This window comes from Flavobacterium sp. B183, assembly GCF_023539155.1.
Classification (GTDB): Bacteria; Bacteroidota; Bacteroidia; order Flavobacteriales; family Flavobacteriaceae; genus Flavobacterium; species Flavobacterium tructae.
In genome coordinates this window covers 2427752-2445049 of sequence record NZ_CP097434.1, presented here as the reverse complement: position 1 = coordinate 2445049, position 17298 = coordinate 2427752, and the positions used below count along the sequence as shown (strand labels likewise).

At 37.3% G+C, this 17298-nt stretch carries 4 protein-coding genes; all 4 read right to left on the bottom strand.

The annotated features are described in order from the left end of the window. Window positions 1-6 precede the first annotated feature (6 nt). The 4 genes from M4I44_RS10485 to M4I44_RS10470 all read right to left on the bottom strand — a co-directional run bounded on the left by M4I44_RS10485 (window position 7) and on the right by M4I44_RS10470 (window position 17211). On the bottom strand, window positions 7-1632 hold the full coding sequence (locus M4I44_RS10485) for an MBL fold metallo-hydrolase (protein ID WP_249967249.1): 1626 nt from the start codon (window positions 1630-1632) through the stop codon (window positions 7-9). A gap of 154 nt (window positions 1633-1786) precedes the next feature. Continuing rightward, entirely contained in the window at window positions 1787-7732 is a 5946-nt protein-coding gene (locus tag M4I44_RS10480) for a non-ribosomal peptide synthetase (RefSeq protein ID WP_249967248.1), read from the bottom strand. 102 nt (window positions 7733-7834) lie between these two features. Next, entirely contained in the window at window positions 7835-10897 is a 3063-nt protein-coding gene (locus M4I44_RS10475) for a type I polyketide synthase (protein WP_249967247.1), read from the bottom strand. A gap of 20 nt (window positions 10898-10917) precedes the next feature. Beyond that, a complete protein-coding gene (locus tag M4I44_RS10470; protein ID WP_249967246.1) occupies window positions 10918-17211 on the bottom strand; it encodes a non-ribosomal peptide synthetase in 6294 nt (2097 codons plus the stop codon). Between the last annotated feature and the right edge of the window lie 87 nt (window positions 17212-17298).

The window sequence follows — 17298 nt, the reverse complement described above, 5'->3', positions numbered from 1 at the left end:
TGATTTTTAACTCAGGACAAGATCATTTTTGTATTCGATAATTTTCTCTCCATAAAGTCTTTCCGGATCTATATCATTGGCAAGACAATATTCTAACAGTTTGTTTGACTCTACAATTGGAATAGATTCATCGGTGTATTTGATTGAACTGATATATTTAAGCCAAGGTTCCATTCCCATTGCATATACAAATACTTCGCTAGGTTTAAAAACATCTACCATTGCTTTAGCCTGTTCAAAATTACAGCCGGCCAATCGTCTGGATTCGTCTTTATCTCGTGCTAAAGTTTCCGGCATCAGAGGGCCATATAACCAGGATAATGGTGCTCCTTCGCATTCCATTCCTAAGAAAATAACATTGATGTCTCCCATTACCTTGTGAATACGCTCGTATAGTTTTGGGGATACGTTGCAGGAATCTGCCGCAAACAATATTTTTAATCCGTCTTTATAGGCAACATGGTGACATAATTTACTTCTTACATCCAAATCACAATGTTCTCCCACAAATGGTAATCCTGTAATAGAACAATCGTCAAAATGAATGGTTTCCATTTCTCCCAGCTCTATAATGTTTTTGAATCCTATTCTTTCAAACATTAATTTCAGGTTTGGATCCTGAAGGAAACCTCCGTTGCTTTTTGGAACTATAATGTTTTTGATCTTACGTCGAAGTCTCAGCAAGGTTTCGAAAAGAATATGATCCTGGTGATTGTGTGTTACCAATACATAATCGATAGATTCCGGCAAATCATCATAAGAATAACGTGATATATCCGATTCGTAACCGTAACTAACCAGAGGATCTGCAAGGATTGTTGTACTTTTGGTTTCGGTAAGAATACAGGCATGTCCAAAATATCTTGTTAGAACACCGTCTCCGCTGTAACGCTCGTATTTTTTAGATTTTTCTTTTGTGAAAAACGATTTAAATAAAGGAATGTCTTCTGCCTCAATTTCAAATATTCTGGCAATTTCTCCAAACGTTTTTGGATGGTCTTCCATTTCGAAAAGCTGATCTATTTTCTCGCTTTTCAAAGGCAAGTTTACTCTTAAAATATCCTCTCCCGGCAATTTTGGTGTGCTTAGTACAAATGATCTTGAATCATCGTCATGTACTAAAAATAAATTGAAACTTTGAAGCGACTCATTGTAAAACTCTGTTTCATACAATAAGGATTCAAAAAAGCGAAATGACGGATTGTTATTGATATCATATACCAATTCTACAAGACCTTGCAAACTCTCCGGTACTTTGTTATATAATTCTATAAGTGCATATCCTTTTGCCTCTTTTTTAAGCATGTCGTTAAGAGCGAATACATCTTCTCTTAATTTCAGAAGAGCTGCACATTGTTCTTTGGTGTTATCAATAAGTCCTTTGATTTCATCTACTCTTTTTCCATCATAATCGATGAAAGGTCCGCCTAACATTTTAGGGGTTTTAACTGCTGCTGCGTGAATCATCGGATTCTGAACATAAGAAGTCATAATTTTCAAATGTCTGTCTTTAATGTTCATTGCTGCCGTAGCCGGTGATATTAAGTGAGGCCATGCATACCAGTTGTCTACTAAAGGTTCAATAGCCAAATTCCTCTTAATGTATACTAAATCTTCATTTTGAATTTCCATTTTTTTCCGGTTTTATTTAATTAATTATTGTTGTTATTTGATTAAAAATGTGCATAAAGCAGCCGGGAATAGTATAAAGACTTACCCTAATTTCAGAGGTATTCTTTACCTATTCGCGCTGAGCAAAAAGTATTGCGTTTGTTTCTAAATCTTCTTAGATTAATTCCTGTGCAAGTTCAAACAGGTAATTTTTGAGATTAAAATCTTCAGAGAATAATGTCTTGTATTTTTCTAAGGAGCACGACATGCTTATTTCAACTGCGTTTGGATAGCTGCTGCAGATTAAGTCTATACCCTGAGTAAAATCATTGACCGAATGTTTTTTGTTGTTTTCGGCCACTGCGGCATCCAGCGGTTTTTCGCTTTCACTGCTAATAAAATTTAGCATACCTCCTATTTCACTTTTTACCGAAACCTCATAAATACGCTCTACATCTTCGCAGATCACCTCATAAGGAATCTGCTGATGCATAAGTGTTTCCATATAGAGACTGTAAACTTCTTTTACATACCTGTCTTTTGTGGTTTTTGAAGGATTCAAAACCGGTAAAGGCAGAAAATTATTTACAACCCCCAACACTTTATGACTTTCGATATCATTAGTTCCTAATTCTCTTGCCTGTACCAAAATCAGCTGCAAAGCTTTGTCAGTATGTTTACTAAGTATTAACTGGTGTAACGCTGTAAAGAAAGCCGAAGGAGTCAGACCAGTTGCATTTATGATTTTCGAAAGTGTTGCAAAATCATCGGCTGCTATCGTGGCCGTTTGCTGTACACAGTCGATCAATCCGGCAGAGTTTTCCTCTGTCTGCTCTTTTCGCACAACATCTTTTAAGGTTTCCAGCCAGTATTTTCTATGCTCATTTGCTTCTGCCGAGTGCAAATATGATTTTTGCCAGGCCGCAAACTCATAATACAAAGTATGATTGATTTCTAAAGGCTGCTCATTAAAATAAGCTCTCAGGTTTTTAAGCAAAATCATGTTGGTAAAAGCATCTGTAAGTGCGTGATGTATGCTTATAAAAACATAAGAGTTTTGATCTGACGCATTATTTGCCTCCTGTATCAAAAGTACTTTTACTAATGCTCCCTCTATTACATCAAAAGGCTTAGACAATAAAGCTGTAACCTGTTCTTTGTTTACTTTTGTTTCATAATAAACTTCAATTGGGACTTCTGATGAAGGCAGCATGCGCTGTTTTACATGTTCGTCTTCTTTATAAAATTGAGTTCTCAAAATTGGGAACAGCTCCATAAACGATTTAAACCTTTTTAAGAAATCTTCTTCTGAATCAAATTTAGAAGCGACTATTGGACCTATAATCCCCTGAGACATGGTCTTACTAAGTATAAAATTCTGATTTGGCGTGATCTGAAAATCTGCTGCTGTATTGATTTCAACATCCTCGTTCTGATGTGCCTGACTTTCGCTTAATAAGTTTAAATGATTTACCAGCGTAACCAAATGATTTTTAAAGGCACTGGACAATTCATCCATTGTTTCTTTTTCAAATAACAAAGAAGAATAGCCTATGTTCATTTTGAGTTCTCCGAGTGAGATCATCCCTACAACACTAAATCCAAGATTATTATGATTGGCTGCACTTGAATTTCCACCGATACTTTCCCTTCCATACCTGAACACCGAATCATTTTCTGATGAGACCTCATATCCAAAATCACCCAGGTAATTGTACTCCAAATCAAAGGTAGTACCGAGGTCAACGTCGTCATTTAGAAAATGTAAAACACTGTATCCTATACCTTTGTTCGGAATTTTCAACAAGTCTTCTTTTACTTTAACTAAATTTTCCAATGCATCATGCTTTGATACATTTAATACAAAAGGATAAAACGATGTAAAGTATCCTACAGTGCGGCTTATGTCTACGGTATCAATGATTTCTTCTCTTCCGTGACCTTCCATCTGTACGGTCACTTTGTCTTTATGCAGGGTATCTTTAATAGCCAGTCCAAGACAGGTTAAAATGATATCATCGATTTGTGTGTTCAGCAAAGCATGAGCAGAGGTCTGCAAAAGCGTTGTGGTTTCTTTATCTAAAACCATTGCGGTGGTGGTATCGCAATTGAGTTTGTAAGCTTCATTTTCTTTCAACTCGCATAAAGGGGTACCGCGCTGCCTGCATATTTCCTGCCAATAAGAAAGTTCTTCGGTTGTTTTTAGCTCTTGTGCATGTGCTTTCAACTCTTTTGCCCAGGTTTGATACGAAGTGGTTTTATAAGGAAGCTTATATTCGTTTCCGTCTTTACTATTCGCATACAAATCGGCAAAATCCTGTAATAAAATCCTCCAGGAAACCCCATCTACCACTAAGTGATGAATAATAAAAGCGATACGATCACCATCCTTTAATCTAAAATGAGCGATTCTTACCAAAGGTCCTGTTGCCAGGTTAAAAGAAGACTGTAATGCTATTCCGGTATTTCTGATCGTCGTCAGATGATCCTCATCTTCCCTTAAATCGTAAAAATGTATGGTATAACTTTCTTCTGTACTGCTTTTATTGTATTGCTTTCTGGTATTATTTTCTTCCGGAAAAGCCATTCTTAGTACATCATGGTGTTGCACCAGCTGATCGATACATGATTCTAAAACCTGCGGATCAACCTCATCCTGAGTCTGAAGTAAAACAGTGTGATTGTAATACTCCGGTGCATTAAAAATTTTGTTTCTCACTTTACTGAAGAAAAATTCCTGAATAGGAGTCAAAATCACTTCTCCTGTCACTTCTGACTGATCGAGTATCTGATCGTTCTTTTGTAATAATGGTAAAAGGTCTTCCAGTTTAGGCTTTGATATGATATCTCCTGCTTTAAGTGCAAATCCGTGTTGTTTGAGTTTGGAGACAATCTGAATCGATTTAATGGAATCTCCCCCAACGGTAAAGAAATTGTCCTTAATTCCGATACCTTCTTTCTTTAACACTTCTTCCCAAACACTTACCAATAATTTTTCTTCAAAAGTTGTGGCGGCCACAAAGGTATGATTATCGTCAAGTACCGCATTACTATGCAGTGCAGGCAATGCCTTTTTATCGATTTTTCCATTAATTGTAAGCGGCATCTGTTCGAGCTGCACATACTTTTGAGGAATCATATATTCAGGAAGAATTTTGGAAAGGAAAGATCTTATGTTTCCGGGATTGATGGTTTCCGATGCCACAATATAAGCTACAAGCTCCTTTGCTCCTTCGTATCCTTCTTCCACACCCACAACAGCTTCGAGTATCTGATCGTCAGTTAACAGCTGTTGTTCTATGGCAGAAAGTTCGATCCGATAGCCTCTTATTTTTACCTGTTCATCATTACGCCCTTCGTAGATGATGTTCCCTTCTTTTGTCCACTTGCCTAAATCTCCTGTTCGGTACAGATTCCCTTTCTCAGCAAAAGGATTTTTAATAAACTTACTGTTTGTTAATTCTTCGCGGTTTAAATATCCTCTCGCAACTCCTGTCCCCCCGATACATATTTCTCCTACTACTCCTACCGGAACCAGATTGTTGTGGTGATCCAGGATATGTATTTTAGCATTCGAAATTGGTTTTCCAATTGGAATATTACGGTAGGCCTCTGTATTGCTTTCGGGCATTTTAAAAACAGTTCCGCAAACACTGGCTTCTGTTGGACCATAAGCATTGTAATAGGTTCCGTATTTAAAATATGGTTTCATGATTTCATAATCCGGCGCCTCTCCTGCTGTGATGAGTGTTTCTAATGTCTTTAAATCATCTATGTCAACCAGGGCAATATAAGAAGGCGGTAATGTCGCAATATTAATTTTATTTTCTTTTATGAAAGCAGTAAGGGTATTGGCATCTTTTCGCTGTTCATCATTTGCCATATAAAGACTTCCTCCTGATAAAAGAATCATAAATGTTTCCCATACCGACGCATCGAAAGAGAAGGGTGCAAACTGCAATCCTTTGTTGCTCTCATTCAGTTTAAAATAATCGATTTGCGAAAGGATGGTATTTACGATCTGACCGTGTTCAATCATCACTCCTTTCGGAAGTCCTGTTGATCCCGAAGTATAAATTACATACGCCAGATCAGAAGGGGTTACCTCAATTGCTATCGAATCGCAGTCACTTACATCAAAACCTAAATCTACTGCTATTAAAGCTCCGGTATAAAATTCCAGATCAAACATATAGGAAGTTGTGGTAATGAGCAATTCCAACTGTGTATCGGAAATGATATGCTCTTTTACCTGATTAGGCATTTCAGGAGCAATCGGAACATAAGCACAGCCCTGTTTTAAGATCGCAAGTATAGCAATGATATTCCATTCATTACGGTCTAACTGTATTCCGATGAGTTTTCCTTTTTGAATTTTATAATGTGCCTGAATGTAACGTGCCAGATCATCAGAAGCCTTATCTAAAGCGGCATAGGTAAAGTTATTTTTACCCGCCACAAGAGCCACTCCCTCCGGAGTTTGTTTTACTTGTTTTTCAAATAATGACAACAAGGTTTCGTCTTTAGAATAGTCCAGTGTGATGTCGTTAAAATCCAGTACCAGTTCTTTTCTTTCTTCAGCAGACAGGTAATCAATTTCCTGAAGAGGAATATCGGACTGTAAAACAATTTTCTCCAGTAATTGTTTGAAATGTGTCATCAAACCTGATACAAATTCAGCTTCAAAAACGTCTGTATTGTACACCAGATGGCAGCATAAATGCTCTCCTTCTTCCATAAAATTGATGTCTAAGTCTGTCAGTACTGAAGTTTCTCCCAACTGTTTTATGGTGTCAATCTGACTTTCGTCTACCTTGAATTGATGGCTGTTATCAATCGCATTCTGCAATAGAATCATCACATCAAACAGAGGTGATCTTGACATGTTTTTATTATAGTTGATGAGTTTCAGTACATGATCAAAAGGATAGAACTGACAATCTAAGGCTGATAATGTATTTTCTTTTACGGTGTCAAAAAACGTACTGAATGTCTGTTCCGGATCGATCTGATTGCGCAGTGGCAGGGAATTGATATAACATCCTATCTGTCCTTTTAAATCGGCATGGTCACGTCCGCCAACTGCCGTACCTATAATAATATCCCTGCTATTGGTGTATTTATAAACCAGTACATTCCACACGGCAAGCAATCCCATAAATATACTTCCTTTTTTATCTGAACAAAGCTTTTTAAATTCTGCTGTTGTTTGTTTCGAAAGGTAACTTTTAAGAGCAAAACCATTGACTGTTTTAACGGCCGGTCTGCTTTTATTATTTGTAAAGTTAATTATGGGTAATTCTCCGGAAAATGTGTCTTTAAAATAAGCTTCCTGATTTTTAAAGAAACCACCGGCAAGCTGTTCATTTTGCCAAACCGCATAGTCTTTGTACTGAACATTCAGTTCCGGAAGTTCATGAGGAAGCCCCAGTGAAAATGAGGTATAAAAAGCAAAAATGTCTTTAAACAGTATTTCAAGAGACCAGGAATCGCTTATCACGTGGTGTATGTTGCAGTAAAAGATAAACTCACTTTCTGCTAATTGAAATAAATACACTCTGATCAAAGGACCATTCTGAATATCAAATGGTTCGTTTACATCTTCTCTGGTGAAGTTTTTTACATCTTCTTTCCCTTTATTTGAATTTCTAAAATCGAAAAACTCAATTGTAAAATCTATTTCGTCTTTTTCCAGAATATGCTGTCTGATTTCTCCCTCTTCACTAATTCTGAAAACGGTACGCAATGACTCATGTCGTTCTATGGTGCTTAATACTGCACGTTTAAAGTTTGCAACATTTATATCCTGTTTGAGATAAACCGAATTTGGAACGGCATAATTGAATCCTTTTGCTTCTGTATCTAAAAGTATAGAAGATAACATTCTAAGCTGGCTTGACGAAACTTCGTAGCTGTTTTGTTTCTCTGCTTTCGGAATACTGTTGTGTTTGTTTACAGACGAGTATTTGGTAAGATAGGAGACAATTTCCTGTTTGTTTTCTTTTATCTTTTGAATAAGCACCTCATCTATAACGTCATTCTTAAAACCAAGTTTAAGATCTGTACCTTCTAATGATATTGTAATATTATTTTCATATATCTCGTTTAATAAATTGACCATTTCATTTCGTTTTTGGTTTTACATGATGTTTGTTTACAAGTAATAATGTGTTTCAATCTTCTTTTGTTTTGGTTCGTACAAAAGAAAAGTCAGGTGTTTTTTTTAGATTGTCATTACCGATTTATAGGTACTCTCTTCCTGAAGTGTCACAAGCTTTAATCCCATATCAATCTCTGCGGCCAATTCTTTGATGGTCGATTTTTGGTAGAAATCTTTAATCTTGATTTCGATGTCAAATCGTTTCTGAATTAGTTTAAGCATGGTAACGCCTTTTAAAGAATTGCCTCCTAAGGCGAAGAAATCATGTAAAACTCCAATTTCATCTTTACTAAAAAATGATTTCCACATTTCAACAAGCTTTTCCTCGGTTTCATTTGATGGTGGTACATAGTTTACAAAAGACACTGCATGATCCTCTAAATCATCCTGAAAGGCTTCACTGTCATCATAGTGTTCTGTGGTGAGAGGTGTGGCAATAGCGCCCTCTTCTGATCCTGAAAAATTGAGAAACGCGAATGGATTTACTTTTACAGGCAGTTTTGTTTTATTAAATACATAGCCCGGCATCGACACTCTGTATGGTTTTTGCTCTCCGTAGTAAGTTTCCCAGTTAATATCGATACCATTCATCCACAATTCTCCTAATTTTTGACAAAGATGCTCCTGATCATTAATTTCCTGTTTTGGATGTCTGATCAGATTTATAGCGGTATTATTGGAAGTTTCATTGTGCTGTTGCTGTTGAAACAAAGTGGTCAAGGTATTTCCTGGTCCGACTTCAATAAAAATGCTATCCGATTCTTTTAACAATGTGGCTAATCCGTCTGAGAATCGTACCGTATGACGCAAATGATCAACCCAATATTGCGTTGATACCGCTTCTTCTGAACTGATCAGTTGTCCTGTAAGATTGGATACGAAAGGAATCTTAGGTGTTGAGAATTCGACTTTTTCTAACTCCTCTCTAAATTCATCCAGCACTGAATCCATTAAGAAGGAATGCCCTCCTAATGAAATTCTTAGTTTTGAACATAAAATTTCTTCGGTCTCCAATATTTCTATTAGTGCATCGATAGCAGCATCGGTACCAGATAAAACACAAGATTCCGGAGAATTAACCACTGCCAGACTCACCTGATCATTTAGGTAGGTTTTTATTTTTTCTTCAGAAAGCGATACACTTAACATGCTTCCTCCCGGCGTCTTGTTCATCAATAAAGCACGTTTAGCCACCAATTTTACACCGGTTTCAAAAGAAAATACTTCACTTAAACAAGCCGCAACATATTCTCCTGTACTGTGTCCTATTAATTTGTCGGGAGTGATTCCCCAACGCATCATTAATTTGGCTAAAGCGTATTCAAAAACAAATACGATAGGCTGCGTGAATTCATTTTTATTAATGTCTGTATTTTTTTCCGCAGCTGAATTTTCTTCATACAAAACCTTGGTAACATCTACTCCGGTTAACGCTTTGATAATCGAAAATCCTTTGTCTATGAGCTCTTTAAAATAAGGTTCCTTCTCATAAAGATTTTTACCCATGTTGAGGTATTGTGCTCCGGATCCTGTACACATGAAAACGATCTTTCTCTTTTGACTTAGTTTACCAGAATAAACGGACTTACTTAAAGGATCTTTTAAAGTTTCAATGGCATTTTCTCTGGAGTTGCTTACCAGAAAACGATTGTACTTAAACTGATTTCTGCCGACCTGCAAAGTATAGGCCATATCCTGAAAATTATCTTTTTCATTTTCTTCAAGAAACGAAGTTAACCTTTCCTGATAGGCATTTAAAGCTCCTACAGATTGTGCAGAAAAACGCAATAACTTATAAGAATTGTTTTCAGCGGTTTCTTCCTTCACCGGCGCTTCCTGTAAAATTACATGGGCATTATTTCCGCCTATTCCAAAGCTGCTGACACCGGCTCTTAAAGGCTGGTTGTCTTTCGATGTCCAAGCCGCTAATTCTGTCTGTACTTTAAAAGGTCCCGATTTAAAATTAATTTCCGGGTTTGGATTTTTAAAATGTAAAGACGGCGGAAGCATTTTATTTTTTAATGCCAGTGTTGTTTTAAGAAATCCTGTAATTCCTGCTGCACTGTCCAGATGCCCAATATTAGTTTTTACAGATCCTAAAGCGCAGTGGTGATTGGTATTGTATTCAAAAGATTTATTAAGAGCTTCTACTTCTATAGGATCGCCCAATTTTGTACCAGTACCATGTGCTTCAATATAGGTTATCGATTCTGGTGTTGCATCTGCAATCTGCTGTGCCTGTTTGATGCATTCGTACTGCCCGCTGATACTTGGAGCTGTATATCCCACTTTTCGGTTTCCATCATTGTTTACTACTGAGGCACGTATCACGGCATAAATCTGATCTTTATCGGCTATGGCGTCTTCCAGTCTTTTCAGAACGGCTACTCCGGCTCCTTCTCCGGATACAATACCGGACGAATCTTCATCAAAAGCTTTGCAGTGACCGTCTTTAGAATTGGTCATTCCTTCCTGATACTGGTGGCCTTTGTATACTTTTGAATATACTCTTACTCCTCCGGCAATTGCAATAGAACATTCTCTCATCAATAAAGAACGACAGGCCTGGTGAATTCCAACCAATGAACTTGAACAGGCTGTATCTACATAATAACTGGGACCTCTAAGGTTCATATTGTAAGAGATCAGGGTGCTGATGAAGTTTTTATTGGAGATCTGATTCAGGTAAAATGAATTTACATTATCGTTATTGGTGATCATCGTATAGGCTCTCCAGTTCATATTATCTGAAGCAGACAAGTACAATCCGATTTTATCTTTGTATGTTTTAGGATTGTATCCGGCATCTTCCAGACCAAGCCAAACCAGTTCGTGCATCATACGTACCTGAGGGTCCATTGACATTGCTTCTTGTCTGGTGTATCCAAAAAAAGAATAATCAAAACTATTAGGGTCTTCCAGAGAAGCCTGTGCTTTTATCAAATCCGGATTAGCAAGTTCTTTTTCCGTTACTCCCGCTGCTCTTAATTCATCATCGCTGTAAAAATGAACTAATTCTTCTCCGTTCATTAAATGTTTCCAGAACTCATTAATATTATCTGACTTGGGATATTTACCTGAAATTCCAACAATAGCAATATCTTTTTTTCTAATATTATTTTCCATAGTAATTAAATTGCATCGTATTACATTAAGTTTATAAATTCATCCAGAGCTTCTGATATATCTTCCGGAACTTGTTCTGTTTGTTTTTCCTGTGAATCAACAGCATTTAAGTATTGAAGAAACTCCTCTACATTAGGGTTTTCAAATAAGGATACGACTTTAATATCAAGCCCTAATTGCTTATTGATTTCGTTAAGTATCTTGACAATCTTTATGGAATTGGCTCCCAGATCAAAGAAATTGTCCTGCAGACTTACTCTTCCTGCCTCTTTCCCCAATACTTCTGCAATGATTCCGGTAATCAGTTTTTCTTTCTCTGTTTCGGGTGCTACGTATTGTTTTTCGCTGGCTATTTTAATTCCAGGTGTATTCCCCAGTTCTTTTTTATCGATCTTTCCGTTTATGGTGATCGGTAGCTGTTTTAAGGCTATAAACTCTGAAGGAATGCTATAATGCGGAATTAAGTTTTTCAGGAATGCTCTTAACTGTTCTAACGACAATGTATCATCGGATACCACTACATAGGCAATTAAACTTTTGATATTAAACTGATTGATCTCTACCATTACAACAGCTTCGTCAATTTGATTGTGAGCCAGCAAAGCTTGCTCTACTTCTCCGAGTTCAATTCGATATCCTGAAATTTTAACCTGGTCGTCTTTTCTTCCCAGAAATTCGATAGTACCGTCCGGCAGCCATTTTCCTAAATCTCCTGTTTTGTAAAGACGTTCGTTCTCTGCATACGGATGTTCAATAAATTTCTCTGCTGTAAGTTCCGGTCTGTTTAAATAACCTTTGGCCAATCCGGCTCCTCCTATGCATATTTCTCCAATAACTCCAACAGGTACTATTTTGTGATCCTTGTCCAGAATAAAGGTTTGGGTATTGGCAATCGGTTTTCCTATTGGTATATTTCCTAATGGTAAATCCTCTCCTTTAAGCAAGCCATACATCGCAGAACAAATACTGGTTTCTGTAGGTCCATAGGCGTTATAATAATTTCCTAACTCCAAATATTCTTTTACCTTACTATAAACAGGAGCTTCACCTGCTGTGATTAAAGTTTTTAATCTTCTTAAAGAATTTACATCCATCAGACTCAAATAAGAAGGCGGTATTGTCGCTACGGCGATTTTATTCTCAATAATGTATTTCTCCAGCATTTTTGGATCCTCACGGTGTTCTCTGTCGATTACAGATAAACAGGCCCCTGATAAAAGTGCTGTGAATATTTCAGATATTGAAGCATCAAATGAGAATGAAGCAAACTGCAATCCGTTATCATTATTTGTAATATCGAAAAGTTCGATTTGAGCGAAAATGGTGTTTACAATTCCTTTATGCTCAATCATCACTCCCTTAGGATTTCCAGTAGAGCCCGACGTATAAATGATATAGGCTAAATCATCTGTTGTAAGTTTTACATCTTCCAGATCTTCACTATAATTGTCCGGCTCAAAATCGGTAACCATATCAAACAAGGTTCCTTTAAAGTCATCACTGATCGTAATATGAGATTTATCTGCAATGAGTAACTTTATATTGGTATCGTCATAGATATATGCCTTTCGGGATTCCGGATGGGCTGTGTCTATCGGAATATAAACCGCTCCCGCTTTCATAATTCCTAAAATCGAAATAATGACAGACGCATCTCTTTCTAACTGTACTCCTATAAAATCTCCTTTTACAATATGGTGATCCTGTCTTAAACAATTGGCCAAACGATTCGAAAGTTGGTCCAGTTCCTGATAAGTGTACTTTTGATTTTTAAATGATAATGCTGTATTTTCAGGAGTTTTAGCAGCCTGAAGTACAAACAAATCGATTAAGGTTTTATCAGTCGGATAGGATACTGAATTGGCATTAAAATCAATGATAAGCTCTTGTTTTTCTTCTTTCGATAAGTAATCTATGTTTTTTATCTGTTGATTTGAATCTTGTACCAGTACTTCCAGCAATTGTTTGTAATGGTTTATGATACGTGATACCGCTTCCTGCGAATACAGGTCGGTATTGTAAGTGATGTTAAAAGCGAGATAATCTCCCTGTTCCTGAAACGCAATGTCCATATCAAACTTAGATACTTTATAGCCCTTATCTTCTATCGTATAAAAAGCCGTCTGATCCAGATTTTTGTTTTCAGCAACATCTCTCATGTTTTGTAACATCAGCATCACGTCAAACACAGCACTTCTGCTGGTATCGTTTCGGAGGTCAAGATCGTCTGCCAAATTATCGAAAGGATACATCTGATGTTCATAAGACGAGAGCGTGTTCTCTTTTACTGCTTGGTAAAAAGACTCAAAACTCTGCTCAGGATCTACTGCATTTCGCAACGGAAGTGTATTGATATAAAAACCAATCTGATCATTTAAATCGGCATGCTCTCTGCCTGCGACAGGCGTTCCGATAATGATATCCTTTTCAGCGGTATATTTGTGAAACAGGACATTCCAGGCAGCCAGTAATCCTATAAATAAACTTCCTCCCTGATTTTGTCCGTACTTTTTAAGTCCGTTTGTAACTTCCGGAGTGATATAAGTTCTTAGGCTGTTTCCCGCATAAGTCTTAACGGTCGGTCTTGCTTTTTGATACGGCAGATCTAAAGTAGGAAGTTCTCCTGTCAGCGTTTTTAACCAATATTCTTTATGAACATTGTTTTGTTCCTGTTGTAATTGTTCGTGTTGCCAGACTGCATAATCTCTGTACTGGATTTTTAGTGCCGGTAATTCCGGTTCTTTCTCTTCCAGAAGCTGCTCGTATAGCGCCAGGACATCTTTTGCCAGAACATTCATTGACCAGCCGTCGCAAACAATGTGATGTATGTTATAATAAAAGATATACTCCTCATCTGAAAGCTGTAAGATACTAGCTCTTACTAACGGTCCGTTGGTCAGGTCAAATGCCGCATAGGTATCTTCTTTTAGGTACTGCGCTACGTTGGTATCCTGATGCAGATCGGTTGTGTAATCTATATAATTTACACTGAACCCCAGTTCTTCTGTTGTTTTGACTACCTGTCTTACCTCTCCTTCGGCATTGATTTTAAATACCGTTCGCAAAGCTTCGTGTCTGCTTATAGTAGCTTCTATTGCTTTTGAAAAACATTTTACATCATAAGCGCCTTTTAAAGTCAGATGAAAAGGCATATTGTACACTCCGGCACTGCCGGTAAACTGACTCAACACCCATAATCTGCGTTGTCCTGCTGAAACCGGATAATCTTCGGCATCCTGAACTTTTTGTATCGAGCTGTGTTTTTTTACTTCTGAGTTTCCAATCAAATTGGCATGTGCCTTAATGGTAGTACTTGAAAATACTTCTTTTAATCCCAGTTTTACTTCAAAAGCTTTATGGTATTGGTTGATCAGTTGTGTCGCTTTAAGACTGTGGCCTCCTAACTCAAAAAAGTCATCTTCGGTTCCTACGGTATCCAATTGAAGTACCTCTTGCCAAATGGCTGTAATTTGTGTTTCAAGTTCATTTACCGGAGCCACATACGCTACGCTTGATGATCTGCCTTTGTTTAATGTCAGTAAATATTTTTTATCCACTTTTCCGTTTACGGTTAACGGAATGGCATCTGTTTCTATAATCAAAGAAGGAACCATATACGCCGGTAATTTGCGCTCCAGATATCTTTTAATCTCTTTTGATTCTTCTTTTTGAGAACAAACAATAAAAGCAATAATCTCTTTTTCATTCTCACTTTTACTGTCTACTAATACAACTGCCTGATGGATCCCGGGATGCTGTAGCAGCTGCTGTTCGATTTCACTTAATTCTATTCGGTAACCTCTTACTTTGACCTGGTCGTCTCTTCGCTGTTTGTAAATGATCTCTCCGTTGTCCATCCATCTTGCAATGTCTCCTGTTTTATAAGATAATGAACCATTTTCTGTTGCGATAAAACGTTCTGCATTAAGTTCCGGACGGTTTAGATATCCTTTTGCAACTCCTGCACCCGAAATTATAATTTCACCGTACATTCCAATATCGCAAGGATTACCCTGCTGATCTACAATCGCTATGGTGGTATTGGCAATAGGTTTCCCAATGCGTACCTCAGCCTGATCGCTTGTCATTTCTTTTACGATACAGCCTACAGTCGTTTCAGTTGGGCCATATTCATTAAATATGCGGATGTTTTTGTCGATGTCCCAAACATTCTGCAATTGATTCTGAGTTAATTGTTCGCCACCACAAATAATGATTTTAACGTTTGTTTTATCTATACTCAGCTCTTTCAGTAACGAAAGGTGTGAAGGCGTTAATTTTAAAGTATCAATATTCGGGTTGGTAAAACTTTCTATAAGCAATTCGTTTATTGATTTTTCATCCGATCCGATCCACAATTGCTTTCCTCTGGTTAAACTTGTAAAAAGAGACGTTATGGTAAGATCAAACGAAATAGACGTAATCAATCCCCAGTTTCCTGTCTCCGCATCCGTAAAATAATAGTCATTCGACCATTGTATGTAGTTTAAAAGATTTGCATGTGTGATCAGACATCCTTTTGGATTTCCGGTAGATCCTGAAGTGTAAATGCAATAGGCAATATCTTCCGGAGTGGCTTTATTAAATAGTGATGTACCGCCTTGTGTTTGAAATATCTCTTCTTTAGACGGATCAAGAACGGTTAAATCAGCATAAATTTCTTCCCCAATTATAGCCGGTGTACTGATAAGTAGTTTACAGGCTGCATCTTCCAGAACAAATTGAATTCGGTCTTTGGGATAAGCCGTGTCCATTGGAATATAGTAAGCTCCGGCTTTCAGAATTCCTAAAACACTAATCATAAAATAAGGCGAACGATCCAGTAAAACAGCAACAGGATCTGCTTTTTGAATGCCACAATTCTGAATTAAATAGTGAGCGAACTGATTTGATTTTTCGTCTAACTCCTGATAAGAAATGGTAACATCATTATAAGACAGCGCTGTGTTATTTCCTTGTACTACTGCCTGCTCGTTAAAGATTTCCAAAATAGAATCAAAAGAAGTATATTCTTTAGCAGTATCATTTGACGCCTCTATAATGGCCTGCCCCGCTAAAACATTATTCTGATTGGTAAAGACTGCTTTAAGCTGAGAAGCCATTAGAACTGCTGCCTCATCGGAGTACAAAACCGTATCGTAATACAAATCTATGGTTAGTCTGTCGCCAAAATCTACAGCGTTAATTTTTACTTCAAAAACATCCGTTACGCTAAACAGGTCTCTTATTTTTAAAATATCTGAAGAATAATTGTCATTCAGCTCTGCGTACTCAAACACATAGTTGAAGGTTGTAGCTTCAGTAACTTCCTTGTCATGAATTCTGTTTAGATAGAAATAATCCGACCACATTCCGATTTCGGCTACTGATTTCTTTACCAATGCAATGGCTTCTTTTTCAGATAGTGATGCAAATTCATTCAGACCTACCGGAAGTGTTTTTGCGACTAAACCAAATGTATTTTCAAGTTCGTTATAATATCTTTTAAACGGAAGATATCCGATTGTAAAAGAGTCTTCGTCAAATTTTGACAAATAGGCCGCAAATTGAGATAATAGCAAATGTTCGGCTGAACTCTCTTCCTGAGCCATTTTAGCTTTTAGTTCGGTATAAGCATCTCCGTCAATGGTGCAGATGGATTTCCTTTGAGGACTGAATGTCTCGTTTTTACGATTCTTAAACGGTACAATATCTTTGGTTAAATCTGTCGGATAGTTTTTCCAGAAATTCACCCCTTCTTCTTCCGGATCGCTGAACAGCTGTTGCTGCCAGGCCGAAAAATCCTGATATTCTACCACTTCTCTCTCTTCTTTTTCATACGAAGTTTCGTCGAAGAGGACTTTGGACAATTCGCTGCATAAAAAGGCGGTACTGTAACTGTCTGCCCAAAGTGAAAACAAACGCACTGCCAATACCTGATTACCCTGTGAATCTTTCAGCAGACAAAAACGTATCGCACTATCTTTTAAAGGGTCATACCCGTATCCTAAACTTTCCTGAACAGTCGATGTAATCGTAAACTGATCCAATGCCTGAACCGTTCTTTCGACTATTTCTGTTTGCTTTAATTCAGATACTGCCTGAACCGGGAAACCAACATTTGGCGCCTCGTTCATTTTAAACAATAAGGTTTCATTTTTACTTATTACGAGTGCTAATCCGCGTTTTAACTTTTCTATAGTCACATCACTTTTCAGATCAATAACTACCTGATTAAAATAGTTTTGTATGTTTTTTTCAGCTACACTCCATAAGTTCATTTGATTTATTGAAAGCTGATATCCTTCAACGTTATTTATTGTTTCTTTTTCCATGATTTTAGTATCTGATTAATTAGGTATTCAAACTGTTCCGGCAGAACGCGAACAGTACTTTGTTTTTGGATTAGGTATGTTTAGAAA

Bases quoted from the DNA above. Each gene is read 5' to 3' on its own strand.
- M4I44_RS10480 (WP_249967248.1), bottom strand. From the start codon at position 7,732: ATGGTCAATTTATTAAACGAGATATATGAAAATAATATTACAATATCA.
- M4I44_RS10470 (WP_249967246.1), bottom strand. From the start codon at position 17,211: ATGGAAAAAGAAACAATAAATAACGTTGAAGGATATCAGCTTTCAATA.
- M4I44_RS10485 (WP_249967249.1), bottom strand. From the start codon at position 1,632: ATGGAAATTCAAAATGAAGATTTAGTATACATTAAGAGGAATTTGGCT.
- M4I44_RS10475 (WP_249967247.1), bottom strand. From the start codon at position 10,897: ATGGAAAATAATATTAGAAAAAAAGATATTGCTATTGTTGGAATTTCA.